25 protein-coding genes and 1 riboswitch are annotated in these 22,396 nt (G+C 64.6%); of the genes, 16 read left to right on the top strand and 9 right to left on the bottom strand.

The genetic code is table 11. The features are described 5' to 3' along the window. Positions 1 to 150 precede the first annotated feature (150 nt). The 9 genes from RBB42_RS12270 to RBB42_RS12310 all read left to right on the top strand — a co-directional run bounded on the left by RBB42_RS12270 (position 151) and on the right by RBB42_RS12310 (position 7,357). Complete coding sequence (locus RBB42_RS12270; protein ID WP_305969912.1) at positions 151 to 495, top strand: hypothetical protein; 345 nt, start codon at positions 151 to 153, stop codon at positions 493 to 495. Beyond that, on the top strand, positions 488 to 1,114 hold the full coding sequence (locus RBB42_RS12275; protein WP_305969913.1) for a DedA family protein: 627 nt from the start codon (positions 488 to 490) through the stop codon (positions 1,112 to 1,114). Before RBB42_RS12270 ends, RBB42_RS12275 begins: the two co-directional genes overlap by 8 nt. A 140-nt stretch (positions 1,115 to 1,254) precedes the next feature. Further along, positions 1,255 to 1,566 carry a co-chaperone GroES gene (locus RBB42_RS12280; RefSeq protein ID WP_305969914.1) on the top strand — a complete coding sequence of 104 codons (312 nt, stop codon included), beginning with the start codon at positions 1,255 to 1,257 and terminating at the stop codon, positions 1,564 to 1,566. Between the two features lie 70 nt (positions 1,567 to 1,636). Beyond that, positions 1,637 to 3,286, top strand: coding sequence for a chaperonin GroEL (gene groL / locus RBB42_RS12285; RefSeq protein WP_305969915.1), 1,650 nt, complete (start codon positions 1,637 to 1,639; stop codon positions 3,284 to 3,286). 182 nt (positions 3,287 to 3,468) lie between these two features. After that, positions 3,469 to 3,639, top strand: coding sequence for an ATP-dependent Clp protease adaptor ClpS (locus RBB42_RS12290; RefSeq protein WP_305969916.1), 171 nt, complete (start codon positions 3,469 to 3,471; stop codon positions 3,637 to 3,639). Positions 3,640 to 3,933: 294 nt separating this feature from the next. Beyond that, positions 3,934 to 4,263: a hypothetical protein gene (locus RBB42_RS12295; protein ID WP_305969917.1), complete on the top strand. Its 330-nt coding sequence runs from the start codon at positions 3,934 to 3,936 to the stop codon at positions 4,261 to 4,263. Between the two features lie 91 nt (positions 4,264 to 4,354). Beyond that, the gene (locus RBB42_RS12300; protein ID WP_305969918.1) at positions 4,355 to 5,479 is read left to right on the top strand and encodes a hypothetical protein; all 1,125 of its coding nucleotides are present in this window, start codon (positions 4,355 to 4,357) and stop codon (positions 5,477 to 5,479) included. Positions 5,480 to 5,522: 43 nt separating this feature from the next. Continuing rightward, positions 5,523 to 6,149 carry a ribonuclease HII gene (rnhB, locus tag RBB42_RS12305; protein ID WP_305969919.1) on the top strand — a complete coding sequence of 209 codons (627 nt, stop codon included), beginning with the start codon at positions 5,523 to 5,525 and terminating at the stop codon, positions 6,147 to 6,149. Positions 6,150 to 6,241: 92 nt separating this feature from the next. After that, positions 6,242 to 7,357: a site-specific DNA-methyltransferase gene (locus RBB42_RS12310; protein WP_305969920.1), complete on the top strand. Its 1,116-nt coding sequence runs from the start codon at positions 6,242 to 6,244 to the stop codon at positions 7,355 to 7,357. A gap of 105 nt (positions 7,358 to 7,462) precedes the next feature. Here the strand turns inward: RBB42_RS12310 and RBB42_RS12315 are convergent, their stop codons facing one another. Beyond that, positions 7,463 to 7,612 (bottom strand): hypothetical protein, encoded by a 150-nt coding sequence (locus tag RBB42_RS12315; RefSeq protein WP_305969921.1) that lies wholly within the window; start codon positions 7,610 to 7,612, stop codon positions 7,463 to 7,465. A gap of 75 nt (positions 7,613 to 7,687) precedes the next feature. Here RBB42_RS12315 and RBB42_RS12320 point away from each other — a divergent pair, with 75 nt between their 5' ends. The 3 genes from RBB42_RS12320 (at position 7,688) to RBB42_RS12330 (ending at position 11,456) form a co-directional block, all read left to right on the top strand. After that, positions 7,688 to 8,371, top strand: coding sequence for a cupin domain-containing protein (locus RBB42_RS12320; protein WP_305969922.1), 684 nt, complete (start codon positions 7,688 to 7,690; stop codon positions 8,369 to 8,371). Between the two features lie 57 nt (positions 8,372 to 8,428). Next, complete coding sequence (locus tag RBB42_RS12325) at positions 8,429 to 9,319, top strand: DMT family transporter (RefSeq protein WP_305969923.1); 891 nt, start codon at positions 8,429 to 8,431, stop codon at positions 9,317 to 9,319. A gap of 103 nt (positions 9,320 to 9,422) precedes the next feature. After that, positions 9,423 to 11,456, top strand: coding sequence for a methyl-accepting chemotaxis protein (locus tag RBB42_RS12330; RefSeq protein WP_305969924.1), 2,034 nt, complete (start codon positions 9,423 to 9,425; stop codon positions 11,454 to 11,456). A 7-nt stretch (positions 11,457 to 11,463) separates the two neighbouring features. On the opposite strand, the gene aroC is transcribed toward RBB42_RS12330, so the two are convergent. Then, the gene (aroC, locus tag RBB42_RS12335; protein ID WP_305969925.1) at positions 11,464 to 12,567 is read right to left on the bottom strand and encodes a chorismate synthase; all 1,104 of its coding nucleotides are present in this window, start codon (positions 12,565 to 12,567) and stop codon (positions 11,464 to 11,466) included. Between the two features lie 56 nt (positions 12,568 to 12,623). Then, on the bottom strand, positions 12,624 to 12,797 hold the full coding sequence (locus RBB42_RS12340; RefSeq protein ID WP_305969926.1) for a hypothetical protein: 174 nt from the start codon (positions 12,795 to 12,797) through the stop codon (positions 12,624 to 12,626). Between the two features lie 118 nt (positions 12,798 to 12,915). Next, a riboswitch (TPP riboswitch) is annotated at positions 12,916 to 13,027 on the top strand. Between the two features lie 44 nt (positions 13,028 to 13,071). Between RBB42_RS12340 and thiB the strand changes: the two genes are divergently transcribed. Genes thiB through RBB42_RS12355 form a run of 3 tightly spaced genes read left to right on the top strand, consistent with a single transcriptional unit; the run spans position 13,072 to position 16,242 of the window. Next, positions 13,072 to 14,058, top strand: coding sequence for a thiamine ABC transporter substrate binding subunit (gene thiB, locus RBB42_RS12345; protein WP_305969927.1), 987 nt, complete (start codon positions 13,072 to 13,074; stop codon positions 14,056 to 14,058). Then, a complete protein-coding gene (locus RBB42_RS12350) occupies positions 14,034 to 15,551 on the top strand; it encodes a thiamine/thiamine pyrophosphate ABC transporter permease ThiP (RefSeq protein WP_305969928.1) in 1,518 nt (505 codons plus the stop codon). The genes thiB and RBB42_RS12350 overlap by 25 nt, the downstream gene beginning before the upstream one ends. After that, on the top strand, positions 15,538 to 16,242 hold the full coding sequence (locus RBB42_RS12355; RefSeq protein ID WP_371931755.1) for a thiamine ABC transporter ATP-binding protein: 705 nt from the start codon (positions 15,538 to 15,540) through the stop codon (positions 16,240 to 16,242). Before RBB42_RS12350 ends, RBB42_RS12355 begins: the two co-directional genes overlap by 14 nt. 81 nt (positions 16,243 to 16,323) lie before the next feature. Here RBB42_RS12355 and RBB42_RS12360 read toward each other — a convergent pair whose 3' ends face one another. Genes RBB42_RS12360 through petA form a run of 3 tightly spaced genes read right to left on the bottom strand, consistent with a single transcriptional unit; the run spans position 16,324 to position 19,072 of the window. Beyond that, positions 16,324 to 17,100 (bottom strand): cytochrome c1, encoded by a 777-nt coding sequence (locus RBB42_RS12360; RefSeq protein WP_305969929.1) that lies wholly within the window; start codon positions 17,098 to 17,100, stop codon positions 16,324 to 16,326. 19 nt (positions 17,101 to 17,119) lie between these two features. Continuing rightward, the gene (gene petB / locus RBB42_RS12365) at positions 17,120 to 18,466 is read right to left on the bottom strand and encodes a cytochrome b (RefSeq protein WP_305969930.1); all 1,347 of its coding nucleotides are present in this window, start codon (positions 18,464 to 18,466) and stop codon (positions 17,120 to 17,122) included. 12 nt (positions 18,467 to 18,478) lie between these two features. Then, positions 18,479 to 19,072 (bottom strand): ubiquinol-cytochrome c reductase iron-sulfur subunit, encoded by a 594-nt coding sequence (petA, locus tag RBB42_RS12370; protein WP_305969931.1) that lies wholly within the window; start codon positions 19,070 to 19,072, stop codon positions 18,479 to 18,481. 225 nt (positions 19,073 to 19,297) lie between these two features. On the opposite strand from petA, the gene RBB42_RS12375 reads away from it, so the two are divergent. Then, on the top strand, positions 19,298 to 19,951 hold the full coding sequence (locus tag RBB42_RS12375) for an outer membrane protein (RefSeq protein WP_305969932.1): 654 nt from the start codon (positions 19,298 to 19,300) through the stop codon (positions 19,949 to 19,951). A gap of 71 nt (positions 19,952 to 20,022) precedes the next feature. On the opposite strand, the gene RBB42_RS12380 is transcribed toward RBB42_RS12375, so the two are convergent. The 3 genes from RBB42_RS12380 to RBB42_RS12390 form a co-directional block, all read right to left on the bottom strand. After that, positions 20,023 to 20,628: a glutathione S-transferase gene (locus tag RBB42_RS12380; protein ID WP_305969933.1), complete on the bottom strand. Its 606-nt coding sequence runs from the start codon at positions 20,626 to 20,628 to the stop codon at positions 20,023 to 20,025. A 61-nt stretch (positions 20,629 to 20,689) separates the two neighbouring features. Continuing rightward, on the bottom strand, positions 20,690 to 21,613 hold the full coding sequence (locus tag RBB42_RS12385) for a tyrosine recombinase XerC (protein WP_305969934.1): 924 nt from the start codon (positions 21,611 to 21,613) through the stop codon (positions 20,690 to 20,692). An 8-nt stretch (positions 21,614 to 21,621) separates the two neighbouring features. Beyond that, on the bottom strand, positions 21,622 to 22,329 hold the full coding sequence (locus tag RBB42_RS12390) for a DUF484 family protein (protein ID WP_305969935.1): 708 nt from the start codon (positions 22,327 to 22,329) through the stop codon (positions 21,622 to 21,624). Between the last annotated feature and the right edge of the window lie 67 nt (positions 22,330 to 22,396).

Below are 22,396 nucleotides of genomic sequence, written 5' to 3' on the forward strand. Positions count from 1 at the left end.
CGATTCCCTCGTGTTGATCTTGAGCCAGCCTAGGGAAGCGCCTGCCGACAGGGCAATCTTTGCGACGGAAACACCGCGCGGCTGCGTGTCACTGCTGCGTCAGGTGGCAGGTTGGGGTTAGGTTGCGGTCATTCATGCAGGAGGCAGGGAATGCGACGGTTGTGGCGCGAGGCGCCCTTTTTGACGGCGGGATTGGCGCTGGCGCTTCTGGTGGCCGGGTTCTTTGCCTTTCGGCTGATCGCGGGAATGATCTTTTGGGCCGACCCACGGCATCAGGACATGCCGATCGCCCCCTGGATGTCGCCGCGCTTCGTTGCGATGAGCTGGGATGTCCCGCGCGAGGTGGTCATCGAGGCGCTGCAGATAACCCCGGATGGCAAGGGGCCAATACCGTTGGAGCGCATGGCGGCAGAGCGCGGTGTCCCGGTGCAGGCGCTGATCGACGAGTTGGAAGAGGCCATTGCCGCCTGGCGCGAGGCGCATCCGGATGAGTGACTGGGCCTTCGAACTGGTGTCCGCCTGGGGACTCTGGGTGGTGGCGGGCTCTGCCTTTGTGTCCTGCCTGGCGGTGCCGGTGCCGACGTCGCTGGTGATGCTGGCGGCGGGCGCCTTTGCCGCCGCGGGGGACCTGGTGCTGTGGCAGGTATGGCTCTCTGGGTGGGGGGCTGCTCTGGTCGGGGACAACACGGGGTTCCAGATCGGGCGCTGGGGCGGTCGGCGCTTCCTTGGATGGGTCGCGGAGCGGACGGGACGCCAGAAGCTGATCGCGCGCGGAGAGGCGGTGGTCGAGGCGCGGGGCGGGATCGGCGTATTCCTGTCCACCTGGCTGCTGGCGCCGCTTGGTCCCTGGGTCAACCTGATCGCAGGGACGCTGGGCCTGTCGCGCTGGCGGTTCGCCCTCTGGGACATGACCGGAGAGACGATCTGGGTAACGGCCTATGTCGGCATGGGCTTTGCCTTTGGAAGCCAGATCGACCGCGTGGCCGAGGTGGTCAGCAACTGGGGCGGCCTTGTGTCGGCACTGGCCGCGGCGGCGGCATTCGCGCTGGCGCTGGGGATCAAGCTGCGCCGTCGGCGGGCCGGGACCCGCCGGGCCAGGGCCAAGTGGCGATAATTTTCTCTCACGCACTTGTTGACTCGTGCCATGCCTTTCCTTAACTCAGCGACGTTAGCACTCGCCCGGTGTGAGTGATAACGGGGCCTGCCCACGACGGGGGGCCTCACGGGAGTAACTTTGAGCTAGGAGACTCGAAGATGGCATTCAAACCGCTTCATGACCGCGTGCTGGTCCGTCGCGTCGAGAGCGACGAAAAGACTGCTGGTGGGCTGATCATTCCCGACAGCGCCAAGGAAAAGCCGGCAGAAGGCGTGGTTGTCGCGTGTGGCGAAGGTGCACGCAAGGACAGCGGCGAGCTGATCGAGATGGCCGTTAAAGAGGGCGACAAGGTCCTGTTCGGCAAGTGGTCCGGCACCGAAGTCACCGTTGGTGGCGAAGAGCTGCTGATCATGAAGGAAAGCGACATTCTGGGCATCATCACGGACGACGCAGCCGCAGCCGCGGCCTGAACGCCTGTCGTGATCGAGGGTGGCCCGACAGCCCCCTGAAATGACCCTATCTGTCTACTGGAGAAGATAAATGTCCGCAAAAGACGTGAAATTCGATACCGACGCCCGCACGAAGATGCTCAAGGGTGTCAACATCCTGGCCGACGCGGTCAAGGTGACCCTGGGCCCCAAGGGCCGCAACGTGGTTCTGGACAAGTCGTTCGGCGCCCCGCGCATCACCAAGGACGGTGTCTCTGTCGCCAAGGAAATCGAACTGGAAGACAAGTTCGAGAACATGGGCGCGCAGATGGTGAAGGAAGTCGCTTCCCGCACCAACGACGAAGCGGGTGACGGCACCACCACCGCGACCGTGCTGGCCCAGGCCATCGTCAAGGAAGGCATGAAGGCGGTTGCCGCCGGCATGAACCCGATGGACCTCAAGCGCGGCATCGACCTGGCCACCGCCAAGGTCGTGGACGCGATCAAGAACGCAGCCCGCACCGTCGAGAACTCGGACGAAGTCGCGCAGGTCGGCACCATCTCGGCCAACGGCGAAGCCGAAATCGGCCGCCAGATCGCTGACGCGATGCAGAAGGTCGGCAACGAGGGTGTCATCACCGTCGAAGAGAACAAGGGCCTCGAGACCGAGACCGATGTCGTCGAAGGCATGCAGTTCGACCGTGGCTACCTGTCGCCCTACTTCGTCACCAACCCCGACAAGATGATTGCAGACCTCGAAGACTGCATGATCCTGCTGCACGAGAAGAAACTCTCGTCGCTGCAGCCGATGGTTCCGCTGCTGGAATCGGTGATCCAGTCGCAGAAGCCGCTGCTGATCATCGCGGAAGACGTCGAAGGCGAAGCGCTGGCGACCCTCGTGGTCAACAAGCTGCGTGGCGGCCTGAAGATTGCTGCCGTCAAGGCACCGGGCTTCGGCGATCGCCGCAAGGCCATGCTGCAGGATATCGCGATCCTGACCGGTGGTCAGGTCATCTCCGAAGACCTCGGCATGAAGCTGGAAAACGTCACCATGGACATGCTTGGCACCGCCAAGAAGGTCACGATCACCAAGGACGAGACCACCATTGTCGACGGTGCTGGCGAGAAGGCCGAGATCGAAGCGCGCGTTTCGCAGATCCGCACCCAGATCGAAGAGACCACCAGCGACTACGACCGTGAAAAGCTCCAGGAACGCGTGGCCAAGCTGGCCGGCGGTGTGGCCGTCATCCGCGTTGGCGGCATGACCGAAGTCGAAGTCAAAGAGCGCAAGGACCGCGTGGACGACGCCCTGAACGCGACCCGCGCGGCCGTTCAGGAAGGCATCGTCGTCGGCGGCGGCGTGGCCCTGGTTCAGGGTGCCAAGGTGCTCGAAGGTCTGACCGGCGAGAACAGCGACCAGAACGCAGGTATCTCGATCGTGCGCCGCGCGCTGGAATCCCCGCTGCGCCAGATCGCCGAGAACGCCGGTGTTGACGGTTCGGTCGTGGCTGGCAAGGTCCGCGAATCGGACGACCTGAAGTTCGGCTACAACGCCCAGACCGATGAATATGGCGACATGTTCAAGTTCGGCGTCATCGACCCGGCCAAGGTTGTCCGCACCGCTCTGGAAGACGCAGCCTCGGTTGCCGGCCTGCTGATCACCACCGAAGCGATGGTGGCCGACAAGCCGCAGAAAGAAGGCGCCGGTGCCGGTGCTGGCGGCGGCATGCCCGACATGGGCGGCATGGGCGGCATGATGTAATACGGCGGCTGTCCCTTCGGGGAAGCCAGCCGGGTGGCAGGTGGAGATCAACCATCTGCCGCACCGCCATCAGATCAGACAGGGGCGCCTCCGGGCGCCCCTGTTCGTTTCCGGGGAGGCTGGACCGGGAAAGGGGTCTTGTCATCCTGTCTGAAAGCGACTGGCAGCCGGGGAGATGCGCCATGCGCGGGTTCGCAGTGCCACGCAGGGCCGAGAATAAGACCGCGACCGAACGGCCCAAGCTCTACAAGGTCATCCTGTTGAAAGATGATGTCACCCCGCGCGATTTCGTGGTGGAGGTCTTGAAGGGCATCTTTCGCATGACGGAAGCAGAGGTGTCGGGGCCATGCTGACCGCGCAACGGCGGGACGCCAGCGTGGCGGCCGTCTTTCCCGTGAAATCGCGGAAGCCAAGGCGCAGCAGGGCACCCAGGCGGGTCAGCAGGGCGGGCTGTCTGCTGACTTTCACAACCGAGCGTGAGGGCTGGCAAAGCCGTTGGTCATCGTCCGTTTCGCCAATTTCTGTGACAAGGTGGGCGCGTTCCGACTTGCCGCCCTATGTCGGCTGTGCGTACAACTTTCACGAAATCGGTGCTCGTCGCGAGCCTGCAACCTGTTAAACTTTCCCGATACGAGTATGAGGATGCCATGAGTCGGCGCGATGCGAGAAAAGCTCTTGTCCTGGGTCTGCCGGAGCCTCTCCGCAAGGCGCTTGTCCGCCAGTCCGTGGCGCATATCCCCCTGGCCTACCTCGTGCGTCAGACCCTGCGCCGGGCCTTGGATGCCGGGATCGGCTGGGACAAGACCGTCACCTCCGGAGACCGCCGTCCGATCCTTGTCCAGCTCAGTTGCGAGGAGCGTGCGCGATTGGACATGTGGATCTCTGCGCGCAAGGTGTCCGAGGAAGAAGCGGTGCTGTCGCTGATCTCGGCCCTGCTGGAGCAAGAAGCCAGCGCCAGCGATATCGAAAAGGGTTGAGCCCACTCCCTGACCCGCGCTTTAAGGCAGCGCAGGGCGTCCGCGGTGAAGCGTCGCCCGAATGATGCCCGATGCGGCAGGGAGTTTGTGCATGTTGAAAAATCTGCTGGTGATCCTGGGCCTGATGCTGGCTGTTCCGGCCCTGGCACAGGACGAAGTGGCCACCTTGGGCAACGATATCTACAAGGCGGGCCAGTCCGTGCGCATGGACGAGGATGGCCGCGATGACGCCTTTCTGGCCGGCGAACGGGTGCGTCTGGCCGCGCCGGTCACCGGGAACGCGCACATGGCAGGCCGTTGGGTCGATATCGGTGCCGAGCTTGGCGGCAGCCTGTATGCTGCGGGGCAGCGTGTCCGGATCGAGGGGGCCGTGGCCGGGGATGCCGCCGTGGCCGGCTACACGATTGCGGTGGACGCCCCGGTGGCGGGTGATTTGCGCGCCTTCGGCTCCGAGGTGTCGGTGATGGCACCGATCGGCGAAAGCATGATCCTGAACGGCGAAATCGTGGAGCTGGACGCCCCGGTGGCGGGCGATGCGGTCATTTCGACACGTGAACTGACCTTCGGACCCGGCGCACGGATCGGCGGCACGTTGACGCTCTACGAGGAAGAGGTGGGCACCCTGGTGGTGCCCGAGGAGGTGGTTCCGGCCGAACGGATCACCCGCATCGAGCTGCGGTACAAGCGCGTCAGCGGCGCGTTCCAGCACCCCGACGGCGGCGACAAGCGGAGCTTTGGCGAAGTGGCCGCCGACTATCTCACCTGGGGCGTGGTCATCGGCCTGATCGCTGCAGTTGCCGCCCTGATCGCACCCAAGGCGATGGGCGGCTTTGCCGATGACCTGGCGGCGCGCCCATTTCGGAATGTCCTGTCGGGGTTCCTTGGGCTCTCGGTCTTGCTGGGCGGAGGCGTGGTAGTGGCGTTGACCATGATCGGGGCGCTGTTGACGCCGTTCTTCTGGTTGGCGGCTTTGGCGCTGGGCCTGGCTGGTCTTGTCGTCGGCGCCTTTGGCCTTGGGGCCAAGGTCCTGAGCTTTGCGCCCGCGCTGTCCAAGTCCTGGATCTCCCGGGTGCTGGCGGGGGTCGTCGGGGCAATGCTGACGGCCGTGATCGGGCTTGTGCCTTTCCTGGGCTGGATTGCCCTGATGGCCATCGTGGCGGCAGGCGCCGGGGCGGTGTCGAAACGCCTGCCCATCCTGTCACGGCTGGCGGACTGATCCCGGGCTTGCCTCGGGGCGGGCCTTCGGGTTCAACCGTGGCATGGCATTGACGATGGAACTGGAAGAGTCGCTCTGGGCGCGCGGGTACAGCTGCGTGGCCGGGGTCGACGAGGTGGGACGCGGACCGTTGGCGGGGCCGGTTGTGGCCGCTGCGGTCGTCCTGAACCGCGCCTCGATCCCCGAGGGGCTGAACGACTCCAAGAAACTGACGGCGAAGCGGCGGGGCCTGCTGACGCCCCTGTTGCGGCAAAGCGCGCAGGTCGGACTGGGCGTGGCCAGTGTCGAGGAAATCGACGCGCTCAACATCCTGCAGGCCAGCCTGTTGGCGATGCGGCGCGCGGTGGCGGATCTCCCGGTCGTGCCTGACCATCTCCTGATCGACGGAAATCGCCTTCCGGTAGACCTGCCGTGCCCGGCGACCCCGGTCGTGGGTGGGGACGGGCGCTCTCCATCCATCGCGGCGGCCTCGATTGTGGCGAAATCATGGCGCGATGATGTCATGAAAGAGGCCGCGACACAGTTTCCCGGATACGGATGGGAAACAAACGCCGGATACCCGACAAAGTGTCACAAATCTGCACTCCGAGATTTGGGGGCTACCCCATTTCATAGACGTTCCTTTGCTCCGGTGCGCGATATCTTGTGGCAAGAGGAAAAAGACAAGTGACTGATTCAAAAATAGAATTGACCGCGAATCGCCTTTGACTCATCTTTTGCCCAACCAATGAGCGCACAAGCGCCGCGGGACAGAGGCAGAGAATGACGACGATGACCAAGTTAACGGGCGCAGATGCGCTCCCTATCAACACGATCCTGTCCGGGGACTGCATCGAAGTGATGCAGAGCCTGCCGGAGTCCTCGGTGGACCTGATCTTTGCCGACCCGCCGTACAACTTGCAGTTGAAAGGTGCGCTGCATCGTCCGGACAACTCCCAGGTGGACGCGGTCGATGACCACTGGGATCAGTTTTCGAGCTTTGCCGCCTACGACAAGTTTACCCGAGACTGGCTCGCAGCGGCGCGCCGACTGCTCAAGCCCGACGGGGCGATCTGGGTGATCGGTTCCTATCACAACATCTTCCGGGTCGGGGCCGCGTTGCAGGACGCCGGGTTCTGGATCCTCAACGATGTTGTCTGGCGCAAGTCCAACCCGATGCCGAACTTTCGCGGCAAGCGGTTTACCAACGCTCATGAGACGATGATCTGGGCGTCCAAGGGCGAAGGCGCGAAATACACCTTCAACTACGAGGCCCTGAAGGCCCTGAACGAAGGCATCCAGATGCGCAGCGACTGGGTCCTGCCGATCTGCAACGGCGGAGAGCGTATCAAGGACGCCAATGGCGACAAGGCGCACCCGACGCAGAAACCGACCTCGCTGTTGCACCGTGTGCTGGTCGGGTCGACCAATCCGGGCGACGTGGTGCTGGACCCGTTCTTTGGCACCGGCACGACCGGCGCCGTGGCCAAGATGCTGGGCCGCGACTGGATCGGGATCGAACGCGAAGCCGCCTATCGCGAGGTTGCGGAAAAGCGCATCGCCAGCGTGCGGGCCTTTGACAAGGTCGCGCTGGAGGTCAGCGCCTCGAAACGCGCCGAACCGCGCGTGCCCTTCGGCCAGGTGGTCGAACGCGGCATGTTGCGCCCGGGCGAGGAACTGTGGAGCATGAACGGCCGCCACAGGGCCAAGGTGCGCGCCGACGGCACGCTGGTGGGCAATGACGTCAAGGGCTCGATCCACCAGGTGGGGGCCAAGCTGGAAGGCGCGCCCTCGTGCAACGGATGGACCTACTGGTGCTTCAAGCGCGACGGCAAGACCGTGCCCATCGACGTCCTGCGCCAGCAGATCCGGTCGGAAATGGCCGAACGGTCGGACTGACCCTTACCCGAAATCACGATGAACACCGCCGATGCCGCGCATAGCCCGCGGCACGAACTGGCCCCGCTTGCCCTTTGGCAGGCGGGGCATTTTTGTGACCCGGCCTCAGCCGAAATCCGACGCGGTCAACCGATTTTCCCGCAGGTGGTGTTGCGGGACATAGGTCACCGACAGCGCGTCATCCAAGGCATCGTGGCCACGCTGCGGCGGGTGATTCAGCTTGTAGTAGCCGGCCAGCGGGTTGCTGCGCACCAAAACTGGTCGCCAAGGGTGGACAGGCTGGACTGGTGTGCACAGGTTTTCAGGGTGGATCAGTCGCGGGAGGATGAGATGGAACTGAATGCCGATTTCTCGAAACGGGTGGTGATCCGGCCCGAGGATTACCATTGGCGTCCATCGCCCGCCAACGGGGTAGAGCGGATGATGCTGGACCGGATCGGCGAGGAGGTGGCCCGCGCCACGACCATCGTTCGATTTGCGCCGAACAGCCGGTTCGACGCGCACACGCATGGCGGTGGTGAGGAGTTCTTGGTTCTGCAGGGCGTTTTCTCTGACGAGCATGCAGATTACCCGGTCGGCAGCTATGTTCGCAATCCGATCGGCACCGCGCATACCCCGCATATTGGGCCCGAAGGCGCAACGATCCTGGTCAAGCTGTGTCAGTTCGACCCCGCCGATACCGAACAGAAAGCCATCGCCACGCAGGATGCAGTGTTCGAGGAGGCGGCGCCGGGACTGAGCCAACTGCTGCTCCATGACGTCCCCGACGAACGCGTGCGGATCGTGCGCTTTGCACCGGGCACGCGGCTGGGGCCTCATGCGCACCGCGGCGGGGAAGAGGTCTATGTGATCGAGGGACGGCTGCAGGATGAATACGGCAGCTATCCGGCAGGCAGCTGGATCCGCAGCCCCGACGGCTCCAGTCACACACCGTTTTCGGAGGACGGCTGTCTCCTCTATATCAAGACCGGCCACCTGCCTGCGGTGGCGGACGAGGGGCGCGCGGCAGAGTAGCACTGGCGCACGCAATGCGGTCTTTCGGTCGCCTGTGAAACCGCCTAATGCTTTGGCATGGATATTCGCGCGATCTTGATGGGCCTCGCCTTCGCGGTGATGTGGTCCTCGGCCTTTACCTCTGCTCGCATCATCGTGGCGGCGGCTCCGCCCCTGTCGGCACTGGCTCTGCGCTTTCTGATCTCGGGCCTTCTGGCGGTGGCGATCGCCTGGGCGATGGGGCAAAGCTGGCGGCTGACCCGGGGCCAATGGCGCGCGACGATCGTTTTTGGTGTCTGTCAGAACGCGCTGTACCTAGGATTGAACTTCGTCGCCATGCAGACGGTAGAGGCCTCCCTGGCGGCCATCATCGCCTCGACCATGCCGCTGCTGGTGGCTTTGGCCGGCTGGTTGTTCCTGGGAGAGACGCTGCGCCCGCAGGCGCTGTTCGGGTTGGTCGCCGGCATGGCCGGTGTGGCCATCATCATGGGCGCGCGGTTCGGCGGTGGTCTGGACATGACGGGGGTGCTGTTCTGCGTCTTGGGCGTTATCGCGCTGACTATCGCCACGCTGTCGCTGCGCGGGGCCACCTCGGGCGGCAACTTCATGATGGTCGTGGGCCTGCAGATGCTGATTGGCAGCGCAGTGCTCTGGGTGCCCGCACTGACGTTGGAAACCGTTCAGATCGACTGGTCTGCCGCGTTGGTCGTGGCCTTTGTCTATACCACGCTGGTGCCTGGCCTGGCGGCGACTTTTGTCTGGGTCCTGCTGGTCAACCGCATCGGCGCGGTGCGCTCCGCGACCTTCCACTTTCTCAACCCGTTCCTTGGCGTGGCCATTGCCGCCGCATTCCTGGGAGAGGCGCTTCGGCCGCTCGACCTGCTGGGCGTGGCGGTGATCGCGGCCGGGATCCTGGCCGTGCAACTGGCCAAGATCCCCAACTCCGCGCGCGAAACTGTCAAGAATTGAACGTGAAATTCCGCCCGCGCGGAAAGTTTTGTTTACCTGCGCCCCGCTACACCCGCTCTGACGCGTGGGCAATTTGCCCGCTGAACAGATGTGAGGGCGATTCATGGGAAGGTTTTCGATCCGAGTTCAGGTGATGCTTCTGGCATCGGCCTTTATCGCGACACTGCTGGTGCTCTCGGCCATTTCGTGGACAGTGAAATCCGAACTCACCGGCAAGCTGTACCACACCTCCGACATGTTCTCGCAAAGTCGTCTTCTGGGCGACATCACCAACAGCATGCAGAGCGCGGAACTGGCGATGATGCTGTTCGTTGCCGGTGACGACGCCAAGATAGAGGACATGCGGGCCGAATTGGCGGCTATGTCCGACCGTTTTGCAGAGGTGCGGACGAGCTTTGCCGACACCCGCGTGTCCGAGGCTCAGCGACCCGAGATGGTGACCCGCCTGGCGGAGATGGCCGAACGGCTGGCCGCCCTCGACGGTGAAGTCGAGACGCTGGCCGGGCTGACGCTATTCGACCGCAAGGCCTTTGCCTACAGGACCATTCTGCCCTCGCTGGAGGAAACCCGAAGAGACCTTCTGGAAATGACCGATGAACTGGCGGCAGACGTGACCCGGCTGGAAACCGAGGCGACAGCCGTGGCTGCGGCCTCGGACATCAAGCAGCTGCTCGGGAACGGGCTGGTGGTGGCGGTTGCGCTGATCCTGGCCTTCATCTTTGGCCGCTCGCTGTCCCTGCCGATCCAGCGCGCCCGTGACGCGGTCCGGCGTCTTGCCCAGCACGATTACGCGTTCGAACTTGCCGATACCACGCGTGCCGACGAGGTGGGGATGATCTCTCGCAACCTCGAGGATCTGAAGGCCAAGCTGCTGGCTGCCGATGCTGCCGAAAAGCGCATGGTGGCCGAGAATGGCCGGCGCGTGGACCTGTTCCAGGCTTTCAGCACCGCGATGAGCCAACTGCGGGGCGGGGACCTCCAGAACCGTATCGACGAGGACGAGTGGCGGGATCTCGGCGAGAGCTACGTCCAGCTTTGCGCCGACTTCAACAACCTCGCCGACACGCTGGACGATCTTGTCGGGTCGTTGCGGCAAAGCGCCGACGCGGTGACAAACAACGCCAACGAACTGTCCAGCATGTCCGATGAGATGTCGCGCCGCTCCGAGGTTCAGGCCGCGACGCTGGAGGAATCGGCCGCCGCCCTGGAGGAATTGTCAGCCAGCGTGCAGTCGGCCTCGGCCCGGGCGCAGGAGGTCGATACGAAGGTGGTCGAGGGCCGTCGCCGGGCAGAGCAGGGCGGCGAGGTCATGGCAAGGGCGCTGGAGGCGATGGGGTCCATCGCAAAGTCCTCTGACCAGATTTCGCAGATCATCACGGTCATCGACGATATAGCCTTTCAAACAAACCTGCTGGCCCTGAACGCGGGGGTCGAGGCCGCGCGCGCCGGCGAAAGCGGCAAGGGCTTTTCCGTGGTGGCCTCCGAGGTGCGGGGACTGGCCCAGCGGGCCTCGGAATCCGCGAGCGAGATCAAGGAACTGGTGACGAACAGCAGCAAGCAGGTGGAAGATGGTGAAAAGCTGGTCCATGAAACCAGCGAAACCCTGACCCATATCGTGCAAAGCGTGACCGAAGTGTCCGAAATGGTTTCCGGTATCGCGACCTCGGCCCGTGATCAGGCCAGCGGCGTGCAGGAGATCAACGTCGGCGTGGGTGAGTTGGACAAGGTCACACAGCAGAACGCCGCGATGGTCAGCCAGACCAATGCTGCCAGCCAGCAACTGCGTGTCGAGGCCACTCGCCTGTCTGATGTCCTTGCGCGCTTCTCCGTGCAGGATTTGCCCCCTGCGGCGAACACCTGGGAGGACCCGGTCAACGAGGGCTTTTCGGTGAAAGGCCTCGACCCAAAGGGCCATGAGCAAAAGCATGACCAAGACGTTGCATCTGGCGATGGGGCCGAGGGGTGTGACGACACGATGGCGGACACGGAAACCCTGGTGCACGGCAGCTGGGCTGCCGAAGAACTGGAGCCGTCCCCCCTCGAAGTGGAGCTCGACAGCTTCGAGGAGTCCGCACCGAACCCGGCACCGGCCTACAAGAAGGCGGTTGGTGACGACGCCCTTTGGAAGGATTTCTGACGGGGCCTCAGCCCCCGATGCGTCCGCCGGCGTCACCGACCTGGCCGCGATGCAGCAGAAGGTGGTCAAGCAAAACGCAGGCCATCATCGCCTCGCCCACCGGAACGGCGCGGATACCCACGCAGGGATCGTGCCGGCCCTTGGTGACGATCTCTGTCTCTTCACCGCTCAGTGTGATGGTCTTGCGCGGGGTCAGGATGGACGAGGTCGGCTTGACCGCGAAACGCACGACGATTTCCTGGCCGGTCGAAATGCCGCCCAGGATACCGCCGGCATGGTTGGAGCTGTAGACCGGGCCGTTCTCTCCCATGAAGATCTCGTCGGCATTCTGGCTGCCGGTCAGGACGGCCGAGGCCATGCCCTCGCCGATCTCGACGCCCTTGACCGCGTTGATCGACATCATCGCGGCCGCAAGATCGGTGTCCAGCTTGCCATAGACGGGGGCGCCGAGGCCCGCAGGGGCATTGCGGGCAACCACCTCGATCACCGCGCCCACGCTCTCGCCCGATTTGCGCAGCCCGTCCAGGTAATCCGCCCAGGTCTCGGCGGCTTGCGGGTCCGGGCACCAGAAGGGGTTGGCATCGATCTGGGCATCATCGAAGCGCGTCCGGTCGACGCCGTGGCTGCCCATCTGCACCATGTACCCGCGGATCTCGATCCCCGGCACAAGCGCCGCCAGCGCCGCGCGCGCCAGCCCACCGGCGGCCACGCGCGCAGCGGTTTCCCTTGCGGAGGAGCGCCCGCCGCCGCGATAGTCGCGCAGCCCGTATTTCTGGAAATATGTGATGTCGGCATGACCGGGGCGGAACTTTTGCGCGATCTCGGAATAATCCTTGGACCTCTGGTCGGTGTTCTCGATCATCAGCTGCACCGAGGTGCCGGTGGTCCGGCCCTCGAAGACGCCTGACAGGATGCGCACGGCGTCCGGTTCGCGTCGTTGTGTGGTAAACTTGTTCTGCCCCGGCTTGCGCCGGTCCAGCCAGTGCTGGATCTGCGCCTCGTCGATCTCGATGCCCGGCGGGCAGCCGTCGACCGTAGCCCCAAGAGCCGGCCCGTGGCTTTCGCCCCAGGTGGTCACACGGAAAAGATGTCCGAATGTGTTCAGGCTCATGGCTGCGTCCCTTTCGTTTCCGCGCGGGATACGCAAGCCGGGGCGCAATGCCAAGACTATTCGAGCCCGTCGCGCCGTCTCAGGGCGAATTCGCCCACGGCTTCCGTCGCGCGGTCAACGGCAATCACGATGAAGGTGGAAAGCCAGAGCGGCATCTCAAAGGCCGCGATCCAGCCGAAACAAAGATAGATGAGCCAGATAACCCCCAGCTCTAGGCACAAAATGATCAAACGCGTTTCCCCAAGGGCGCCTCCTTTCTCCTGCAATGTCGGGATGGTTGAAACTTACCATAACAGGCTGAAAAAATCACGGTTTTTCTTGATGTTCCGTGGCGTCGGGACTAGGGTCCCGCCTACCTCGGGGTGGCGGTGCATGAGCCGTCTGAGATTTCCGTAGATCGGATCAACCCGTTGAACCTGAACCGGTTAAAACCGGCGGAGGGAAGGTATGGGCCCGAACACGGGACTCCAATCTTGCCCTTGCGCCGCAATATTGGAGGACTTCATGAAGTCATTTGCCTTCACTGTTGCCGCGGGATGTCTCAGCGCCGGGCTTGCCCTTGCCGAAACGCCTGTCCTGACGGTCTATGCGCCTGATTATTTTGTCTCGGAATGGGGGCCGGGGCCGAGGATCGAAGAGCTGTTCGAGGCGCGCTGCGCCTGCGACCTGCAATTCAAACCTGGCGATCTCTTGCCCCGAATCCTGCTGGAAGGGGACCGGACCGAGGCCGATGTCGTGATCGGCCTGAACACTGACGTGACCAAAAAGGCCCGTGAATCGGGGCTCTTTGCCGAACACGGGGTGGACCTGTCGCCGCTGACCCTGCCGATCAACTGGACGGACGAGGTGTTCCTGCCCTTCAACTACGGACACACCGCCTTTGTCTACGACACCACCCGCGTGGATGCGCCGCCCGCCAGTTTCGACGCGCTGCTGGAGGCGCCCGATGACCTGCGGCTGGTGATCCAGGACCCGCGCACCTCGATCTCGGGGCTGGCCCTGGTGCTTTGGGTGCAGTCGGTCTACGGAGACGAGGCGCAGGCCGCCTGGGAGAAACTGGCGCCCAAGATCGTCACCGTGACCAAGGGCTGGTCCGAATCCTACGGCCTTTTCACCGATGGTGAGGCGGACATGGTGCTGAGCTATACGACCTCGCCCGCCTACCACATCATCGCGGAGGAAGATGAGACCAAGAAGGCCGCGATCTTCCCCGAGGGGCATTACTTCATGGTCGAACTGGCCGCGCGACTGGCGACCAGCGACCAGCCCGAGCTGGCCGGGGATTTCATGGAGTTCATCCTGAGCGAGGACTTCCAGAGCATGATCGCCACCGGCAATTGGTCGATCCCCGCCGCGCTGGACGGCGACAAGTGGCCGGAAGGTTTCCAGAAGCTCGATCTGCCGGAGAAGGTGCTTTTCTATTCCGAGGATGAGGCGGCAGAACTGCGCGGCGAGGCGATCGAGGCATGGCGCCGCGCGCTCTCGCAATAGCGGCGGCCCTGGTCCTGGCGGTACTGACGCTGGGACCGGTCTGCGTTGTTCTGGCCCGGGCCGGGGGCTTTGGTGCCTTTGGTCCGGGGGATTGGCAGGCGCTGCGGTTCACGCTCTGGCAGGCTTTCCTGTCAGCCTCCTTCAGCGTCGTTCTGGCCGTACCCGTGGCCAAGGCCCTTGCGCGCCGGCGATTTGTGGGGCGCGGGGTGCTGGTGACTCTGCTGGGGGCGCCCTTCATCCTGCCGGTGATCGTGGCGATCATGGGCTTGATCGCGGTTTTTGGCCAGGCGGGGCTGGTGAACAGGATCCTGGGCGCGCTGGGAGGCCCGACTCTGGACATTTACGGGCTGCACGGGGTCGTGCTGGCGCATGTCTTTTTCAACTTGCCGCTGGCGGTCAGGATGCTGTTTTCGGCCTGGGCCGCGATCCCGGCCGAGCATTTCCGGTTGGCGGCCTCCCTGGGGCTGTCACCGCCTGCGCAATGGCGCGTGATTGACGCGCCGCTGATCCTTCGGGTGCTGCCGGGGGCGTTTACGGTGATCTTCGTGATCTGCCTGACCAGTTTTGCGGTGGCTCTGACTCTGGGCGGTGGGCCGCGGGCCACGACGGTGGAACTGGCGATCTACCAGGCGATGCGGTTCGATTTCGATCTTGGCCGCGCGGCAGCACTGGCGGTCATGCAACTGGTTCTGGCCCTGGCGGCGGGTCTGGTGGCGCTGCGCGTCGCGGGACAGGCCGGGTTCGGCGCGGGGCGAGACCGCATCCTGCCGCGCTGGGACGGGCAGGGCCGTCTGGCCCGCGGTTGGGATGCCATGTGGATCGTCGCGGCGGCGCTGTTCCTGCTGGTGCCTCTGGCGGCGGTGGTGCTGCGCGGTCTGCCGGGCATTCTGCTGATCACGCCCGACACGTTGCGGGCGGCGGGGCATTCTCTGATGGTTGCGCTGGGGTCCACGGCGCTTTGCATGGCCTGGGCCTTGCCACTTGCCACGCGGCGGGGCGAGTTGCTGGCCCTGCCTGCCATCGCGATTTCGCCCCTGGTGCTGGGGACGGGACTGTTCATGATCCTGCGGAATTTCGTCAATCCCTTCGACATGGCGCTGCCGGTCACGGGGCTGGTCAACGCATTGATGGCGCTGCCCTTCGCCCTGCGGATCCTGCGACCCGAGGCCGAGGCGATCACGTGTGACTATGGCCGCCTGCGCGCCACCTTGCGGATGTCGTCGTTTGCGTGGCTGAGATTGGTCTGGCTGCCCCGCCTGCGGCGCCCGATGGGCTTTGCCGCCGGGCTGACGGCAGCCCTGGCGATGGGGGACCTGGGCGTGATCGCGCTGTTTGCCGATCCGGACCGGGCGACCTTGCCATTGCAGGTCTATCGCCTGATGGGATCCTACCAGATGGAGGCGGCGGCCGGTGCGGCGCTGTTGTTGTTGATGACCAGCCTGGGATTGTTCTGGCTGTTCGACCGCGGAGGGCGCCTGGGTGCTGAGGCTTGAAACCCTGCAAGTGACGATGGACAGCGGCACGCTGCGCGCGGATATGGCGCTGGTGCCGGGTCGACGGGTGGCGCTTGTCGGGCCATCGGGCGCCGGAAAATCCACCCTGCTGGACGCCATCGCCGGTTTCAGGGAGGTCGCGGCCGGGCGCGTCATCTGGCAGGGGCGCGACCTGACCCATGCCCCGCCGCAGGCGCGGCCCGTGTCGATCCTGTTCCAGGACAGCAACCTGTTTCCGCACCTGACGCTGGAGCGAAACCTGGGCCTTGCTCTGCATCCGGGTGGGCGCCGTCCGGACGCCGAGGCGCGTGCACGGATCGAGGGGGCGCTGCGGCGCGTGGGCCTGGAAGGCATGGCAGGGCGTAAGCCGGGCACCCTGTCCGGTGGTCAGCAGGGGCGCGCAGCACTGGCCCGGGTGCTCTTGATGGCGCGCCCGGTGATCCTGCTGGACGAACCTTTTGCCGCCCTGGGACCGGCGCTGAAACGCGAAATGCTGGACCTTGTGCGCGAGGTCGCCGACAGCCTCGCCGCATTGGTCGTCATGGTGACGCATGACCCGCGCGATGCAGAGGGGTTTGCCCATGAGGTCGTGCTGGTGGCCGAGGGGCAGGCGCAGGCACCGGTGGCGGCAGAGGCCTTCTTTGCCGATCCGCCGCAGGCCTTCCGCGACTACATTGGCGCGGCGGGGTAAACCCTGCCCTGCACCAATCCATGATCAAAAAGAAAAGCCCCGCCGGATCGGCGGGGCTTTGTCGTTTTCGTCTTGGCCGGATCAGGCGGTCGGCTTGCGCTTGATCGGGGCCCAGATACGCTTGTTCACCAGGTAGAGCAGCACCGAGAGCACCACCAGGAAGAACACCCCAACGAAACCCGCTTGCTGGCGTTGCATCATCTTGGGTTCCGCAGTCCACATCAGGAAGGCCGCCAGGTCCTCTGCTTCGTGGTGCAGCGAGTTGCTGTGGCCGTCGTCGAATTCGACGTCCTCGCCGTAAAGCGGCGGCGCCATCGAGATCCAGCCGCCGGGGAAGGCGGTGTTCTCGTAAAGGATGGTGCCGGCCTCTTCCTTTTCCTCTCCGGTGTAGCCGGTCAGCAGCGAGGCGATGTATTCTGCGCCGCCCATGCCCTTGAACAGCTGGTTGATGCCCAGTCCGTAGGGGCCGTGGAAACCGGCGCGCGCCTTGGCCATCAGCGACAGGTCCGGTGCCCCGACCGAGGTGACGGCCGGGAAGTGGTCGGTCGGCTTGGCCGGGCGGAAGTCGTCGAGCTCTTCGTCGAAGACCTCGAAGTTGGCGGCATAGGCGATGACCTGTTCTTCGCTGTAGCCCAGCTGTTCGAGGTCACGCAGCGGAACGTACTGCAGGCCGTGGCAGGCCGAGCAGATCTCTGTGTAGACCTTGAGGCCGCGCTGCAGCTGGTTCTGGTCCCAGGTGCCGAAGGGCCCTTCGAACGAGAACTTGAAGTCCTCGACATGGGCCTCGCCGCCAGCGGCATGAGCGCCGCCGGCCAGACCGAAGGCCACGAGGGCCGCGAGGGTGAGTTTCTTGAACATCTCTTACGGTCCTTCTTGCTTATTCCGCCGGGGTCGCAGCGCCTGCGCCCTTGGCCTCATCCTTCGGCGGATAGTGCGCGTCGAAATCGGCCTCGATGGTGTCGGGCTGGGGCAGCGGCTTTTCGATCACACCCAGCAGCGGCAGGATCACCAGAAAGTAGGCGAACCAATAGGCCGAGGCGATCAGCGAGAAGCTGGCGTAGGGCTCTTCGGCGGGCATGGCACCCAGCCACATCAGCGCGAAGAAGTCGATGACCAGCAGCCAGAACCACCACTTGAACATCGGACGGTAACGGCCCGAGCGAACCGACGATGTGTCGAGCCAGGGCGCCAGGGCCATCACGATGATCGCGCCGAACATCGCCAGCACGCCAAAGAACTTGGCGTCGATGATGCCGCCGGTCACGAAGGAGGCCAGTTGCACCAGCCAGACATCCGAGGTGAAGGCACGCAGGATCGCGTAGAAGGGCAGGAAGTACCATTCCGGGACGATGTGCGCGGGCGTCGCCAGCGGGTTCGCCTCGATGTAGTTGTCCGGGTGGCCAAGGTAGTTCGGCATGAAGCCGACGATGGCGAAGAAGACCGCCAGGATCACAGCCAGCGCCAGAAGGTCCTTGATCACGTAGTAGGGCCAGAACGGAACGGTGTCCTTTTCGGCCTCGGCCTTGGATCCGCGGCGCACTTCGACACCCGTCGGGTTGTTGTTGCCGGTGGTGTGGAAGGCCCAGATGTGCAGCGCAACCAGCGCCGCGATGACCATCGGCAGCAGGTAGTGCAGCGAGAAGAAGCGGTTCAGCGTTGCGTTGTCCACCGCCGGTCCGCCCAGCAGCCAGGTCTGGATCGGCTCACCGATGAACGGGATGGCGCCGAAGAGACCGGTGATGACCGTCGCACCCCAGAAGGACATCTGACCCCAGGGCAGAACGTAGCCCATGAAGGCGGTGCCCATCATGCAGAGGTAGATCAGCATGCCGATGATCCATGTCACCTCGCGCGGGGCCTTGTACGAGCCGTAGTAGAGACCGCGGAAGATGTGCGCATAGACCGCGACAAAGAACAGCGAGGCGCCGTTCATGTGCAGGTAGCGGATGAAGTGACCGCCGTTCACGTTGCGCATGATGTGTTCGATCGAGGCAAAGGCCAGGTCGACATGCGGCGTGTAGTGCATCACCAGGACGACCCCGGTGGCGATCTGCAGAACGAGGCAGAAGGTGAGGACGATACCCCAGATCCACATCCAGTTCAGGTTCTTGGGCGTGGGGATCATGATGGTGTCGTACAGGAGCCCGACGATCGGAAGGCGAGAGTGAAGCCACTTCTCGCCACCGGTCTTCGGCTCGTAATGGTCGTGCGGGATTCCAGCCATGTCTTGTGCTCCTTAACCCAGCAGGATGGTGCTGTCGTCGACCCACTCGGCGGGCGGGACAGGCAGGTTTTCGGGGGCGGGGCCTTTGCGGATGCGGCCCGCGAGGTCGTAGTGCGACCCGTGGCAGGGGCAGAACCAGCCGCCGAATTCACCGGCGTTGCCCAGCGGCACGCAGCCCAGGTGTGTGCAGACACCCATCTGAACCAGCCAAGCCTGCGCCGGCTGACCCTCGGGCGAGGGCAGGGTGCGGTTGGCATCGGTGGCCGGCGCCGAAGAGTCGGCCAGGTTGGCGTTGCGCGCGTTGGTATCGACCACGTTCTGGCCGGCGGCAAAGGCCTCTTCCTGTTGCTGCGCCTCGGCGATCTCGTCCTCGGTCCGGTGACGGATGAAGACCGGCTTGCCCAGCCACTTGACGGTGAGCTGAGTGCCGGGCGCGACGCCCGAGACGTCGACCCGGATGGTGGACAGTGCGCGCACGTCCGCCGAGGGGTTCATCTGGTTGACCATCGGCCAGACGGCAGCGCCGGTCGTGACGACCCCGGCGCCGGCGGCGGCGTAGTAGAGGAAATCCCTTCGGGTGCCTTCGTGGTCTTCTGCGTGGGACACGAGGTTCGCTCCATTGCTGTAGGGGCCGTCGGCCCGCGGTAAAACCCATGGTTTCCGGAGGCTCGAAAGACTCCGGACCCCGCTCAGGATCGGTATCTAGCCGGGAGGCCGTGAGGGGTAAAGGATGCAAAAGGCTCACATTCCACGCTCGCGCGAATCTGTCGCGGTTGAAACCACCCTTCCGCAGTGATTATCTCGCCCGGGAGCAAAGTTAGGGGCGGCACCATGCGGCGACTGATTCTTTCCCTCGGCATTCTGATCGGTCTGGCGGCCCCGGCGGCGGCAGAGATGGAACTGTCGTTTTACACCGGCTGGCAGACGCTGCCTCACAGCCGCATCTCCGGGGACCTGCCCAACGGTGGCGGCAACTACGACCAGCTTGTCGGCTGGGAGGGTAAACCCTTTGTGATGCCTCCCTATTATGGCGCCCGCGCGACGTGGTGGCGAAGCGGATCGCTGGGTTTTGGCGTGGAATACACGCACACCAAGGCCTATGCCGACGACAGCACGCTGAAGGCACTGGGCTTTTCCCAGCTGGAGTTCACCGACGGGCACAACGTGTTGACCGCGAACGTGATGCGGCGCTGGAAGAACCAGTGGGGGCAGTTCACGCCCTATGTCGGGGGTGGTCTCGGGATCGCCTTTCCACATGTGGACGCCGATCACGCCAGCGGCTCGCGGACCTACGGGTTCCAGCTGGCCGGCCCGGCAATGCGCCTGACGGCTGGCACCAGCTATCAGATCAACGACCGATTCTCTGTCTTTGGCGAGTATCAGTTCACCTACTCGGTCAACGAAGGCACATTCGACGATGGCGGCACGTTCAAGACCGATATCAAGACCAATGCCTTGAACGTCGGGCTGTCGATGCACTTCTGACAAAGGCGCCGGGTCCCGGACCCGGCCCGATCGTAAAGGCGGGGGCGGACAGGGTCCGCCCTTTTTGTTGCTCAGCCGCTGGGTGTCGTCGCGATCATCGCCGGGCGCTTTGAATACTCGGCGTACCAGGCAGCCAGCGTATCGCGGCCGGTCCGCCAGGATCGAGCCTCGTGGCGGAAATCCAGGTAGCCAAGCGCGCAGCCAATCGCGATATGGCCCATGTCCATGCGACCATGCAGGTGGCTCATCCAGCGGGTGCCAAGGGCGTCCAATGCGCGGGACACCTTGGCCCATTGGCCCTCGATCCAATCCATCGACACCTTTTCGGGCGGGCGAAAGCGTTCCTCGTAGACGATCAGGACGGCCGCCTCCATGATCGCGTCCCCCGTTGCCTCCAGCGTCAGGGTGTCCCAGACCCGGCTTTCCGGGTAAAGGCCCGCCTGCGCGCGGGCGTCGAGGAACCGGCAGATCACCCGGCTGTCATAGAGCGTCGGACCGTCGGAGCGCATCAGGGCCGGGATCTTGCCAAGCGGGTTGGCCGAGATCAGTGCCGGATCCGGCGCGATGGGCGTGGTGGCAATGTCCACCATCTCGACCTCGTCCAACTGCCCGGTTTCGTGAAGCGTGACCAGCACCTTGCGAACAAAGGGAGAGGCCGGCGATTGAAGAAGCTGCATGACGGGTATCCGGATGTGGTTGATCGTGTCGCCCACACCAAAGCACTTGCCGGGGCGCGTGTCACGCCTTGGGGTGCGTTGCCTCGTAGACCTTCATCAGGTGGACCTCGTCGACGGCGGTATAGGCCTGGGTCGTCGACAAGGAGGCATGGCCCAGCAATTCCTGGATCGCGCGCAAGTCGCCGCCGGCGGCCAGCAGATGGGTGGCAAAGCTGTGACGCATGGCGTGGGGCGTCGCGCTGGCAGGCAGGCCCAGCTGCATCCGCGCCTTTTCCGTGACCTTGGTGACGATACGCGGGTTCAACGGCCCGCCCCGTGCGCCCCGGAACAGTGCCAGGTCAGGTTCGACGGCGTAGGGGCACAGCGCGAGGTAGGTCTCGACCGCCTTGACCGCCACGGGCAGCACCGGGACCAGCCGCTCCTTGCCGCCCTTGCCGAGGATTCGCAGCGTGCTGCCGAGGGGCAGGTCGCGTCCCTTCAAGCCCAGGGCCTCGGAAATCCGCAGGCCACAGCCGTAAAGCAGCGTGACCACGGCGGCATCGCGGGCGCCTTGCCAGCTGTCGGCGCTTTGCATCTCGACCGTGTCGATCATGGCGCGCGCGGCGTCTTCGGTCAGGGGGCGGGGCAGTTTCTTCTGGAACTTGGGCGCGCGGGCCGACAGCACGGGCGTGGCTTCGAACCCTTCGCGCCGGGCCAGCCAACGGTAGAAGCTCTTGACCGCCGACAGCTTGCGGGCGACGGACCGTGCGCCAACCTCGCGCCGACGCAGATGTGCCATCCAGGACCGCATGTCGGTGGTGGTGACCGCCGACAGCGGCGCCAGCCCCTGCGGCTCCGCGTGATGAGCGGTCAGGAAGGCGATGAAATCCAGCACGTCCGCGCGGTAGGCGTTCAGCGTGTTTTCCGCCGCGCCGTCCAGCGCCTTGCACGCCTCCAGCCAGTTGGCGAGGGCGTCACGCGCGGCGGGTGAGATTTCGAGGCTCATGCCCGACCTCAGGCCAGCCATCTCCGCATCGCGCGCTCGAAAACGCCGCCAAAGAAGGCAAGCAGGTCGGTGCCCTGTTGCGGCGTGAACTGGTGCGGGTCCTCGGACCCCATGACCAGCAGGCCGGGCAGGCGGCCGAGCCCAAAGTCCAGACGCAGGCAGGCCTCGGAGCGGATCCATTCGGCGCGCTCGCCAAAGATCGCCTCGTTGCCGCGCTGGATCTGGCGCAGGACCACCTGGCGCAGCGGTGCTTCACGGCCCTCGCCGACATAGGTCTCCACGAAACCCGGCTCTGCCACCGAAAGCACGTCTCCCAGACGGCTGACCACCGGGTCGTCGTCTTCCTGCGCGGTTTCCAGGACAAGTCGGATGTGGTCGACTCGCAGGATCTGGGCCACTTCGCCGCCAAGGTCGTGCAGGAAGGGTTCAAACTCCACCGGGTCCAGCATCCGCAGGACGGCGCGGTGAATCTGGTTGGTTCCGGCGAGGTTTTCGTAGGCCGCGGCGATCACGCTGCGGTGGGTGTCCTCCAGCCGGTCAAGCCGCGCTTCGAGCCGCTCCATCGCGATTCCGCGCAGGTCGATGATATTGCCGCCCATCGCGCGTTCGTTCGCGGCGATCAGGGCCTGCATCAGGTCCTTGTCGTCGAGGATGATGTCGGGACGCGAAATGATCGAATCGCGGATGGATTCCTCGATACGCTGGGTGCTGCTCATGTGCCTATTGTCCTGCTCGTGCTGCGCTTGGGCGCTTGTTCTTTGCGCGATTGGCTCTGTGTCGCCC

It is taken from the genome of Mameliella sp. MMSF_3455 (genome assembly GCF_030733205.1).
Taxonomy (GTDB): domain Bacteria; phylum Pseudomonadota; class Alphaproteobacteria; order Rhodobacterales; family Rhodobacteraceae; genus Antarctobacter.

Excerpts from the sequence above, each read along its gene's own strand:
- RBB42_RS12300 (WP_305969918.1), top strand. The coding sequence starts at position 4,355 with ATGTTGAAAAATCTGCTGGTGATCCTGGGCCTGATGCTGGCTGTTCCG.
- RBB42_RS12375 (WP_305969932.1), top strand. The coding sequence starts at position 19,298 with ATGCGGCGACTGATTCTTTCCCTCGGCATTCTGATCGGTCTGGCGGCC.
- rnhB (WP_305969919.1), top strand. The coding sequence starts at position 5,523 with ATGGCATTGACGATGGAACTGGAAGAGTCGCTCTGGGCGCGCGGGTAC.
- RBB42_RS12385 (WP_305969934.1), bottom strand. The coding sequence starts at position 21,613 with ATGAGCCTCGAAATCTCACCCGCCGCGCGTGACGCCCTCGCCAACTGG.
- petB (WP_305969930.1), bottom strand. The coding sequence starts at position 18,466 with ATGGCTGGAATCCCGCACGACCATTACGAGCCGAAGACCGGTGGCGAG.
- RBB42_RS12270 (WP_305969912.1), top strand. The coding sequence starts at position 151 with ATGCGACGGTTGTGGCGCGAGGCGCCCTTTTTGACGGCGGGATTGGCG.
- RBB42_RS12325 (WP_305969923.1), top strand. The coding sequence starts at position 8,429 with ATGGATATTCGCGCGATCTTGATGGGCCTCGCCTTCGCGGTGATGTGG.
- RBB42_RS12390 (WP_305969935.1), bottom strand. The coding sequence starts at position 22,329 with ATGAGCAGCACCCAGCGTATCGAGGAATCCATCCGCGATTCGATCATT.
- RBB42_RS12295 (WP_305969917.1), top strand. The coding sequence starts at position 3,934 with ATGAGTCGGCGCGATGCGAGAAAAGCTCTTGTCCTGGGTCTGCCGGAG.
- RBB42_RS12280 (WP_305969914.1), top strand. The coding sequence starts at position 1,255 with ATGGCATTCAAACCGCTTCATGACCGCGTGCTGGTCCGTCGCGTCGAG.
- aroC (WP_305969925.1), bottom strand. The coding sequence starts at position 12,567 with ATGAGCCTGAACACATTCGGACATCTTTTCCGTGTGACCACCTGGGGC.
- RBB42_RS12360 (WP_305969929.1), bottom strand. The coding sequence starts at position 17,100 with ATGTTCAAGAAACTCACCCTCGCGGCCCTCGTGGCCTTCGGTCTGGCC.
- groL (WP_305969915.1), top strand. The coding sequence starts at position 1,637 with ATGTCCGCAAAAGACGTGAAATTCGATACCGACGCCCGCACGAAGATG.
- RBB42_RS12290 (WP_305969916.1), top strand. The coding sequence starts at position 3,469 with ATGCGCGGGTTCGCAGTGCCACGCAGGGCCGAGAATAAGACCGCGACC.
- RBB42_RS12310 (WP_305969920.1), top strand. The coding sequence starts at position 6,242 with ATGACGACGATGACCAAGTTAACGGGCGCAGATGCGCTCCCTATCAAC.
- thiB (WP_305969927.1), top strand. The coding sequence starts at position 13,072 with ATGAAGTCATTTGCCTTCACTGTTGCCGCGGGATGTCTCAGCGCCGGG.
- RBB42_RS12330 (WP_305969924.1), top strand. The coding sequence starts at position 9,423 with ATGGGAAGGTTTTCGATCCGAGTTCAGGTGATGCTTCTGGCATCGGCC.
- RBB42_RS12320 (WP_305969922.1), top strand. The coding sequence starts at position 7,688 with ATGGAACTGAATGCCGATTTCTCGAAACGGGTGGTGATCCGGCCCGAG.
- RBB42_RS12350 (WP_305969928.1), top strand. The coding sequence starts at position 14,034 with ATGGCGCCGCGCGCTCTCGCAATAGCGGCGGCCCTGGTCCTGGCGGTA.
- RBB42_RS12380 (WP_305969933.1), bottom strand. The coding sequence starts at position 20,628 with ATGCAGCTTCTTCAATCGCCGGCCTCTCCCTTTGTTCGCAAGGTGCTG.
- RBB42_RS12275 (WP_305969913.1), top strand. The coding sequence starts at position 488 with ATGAGTGACTGGGCCTTCGAACTGGTGTCCGCCTGGGGACTCTGGGTG.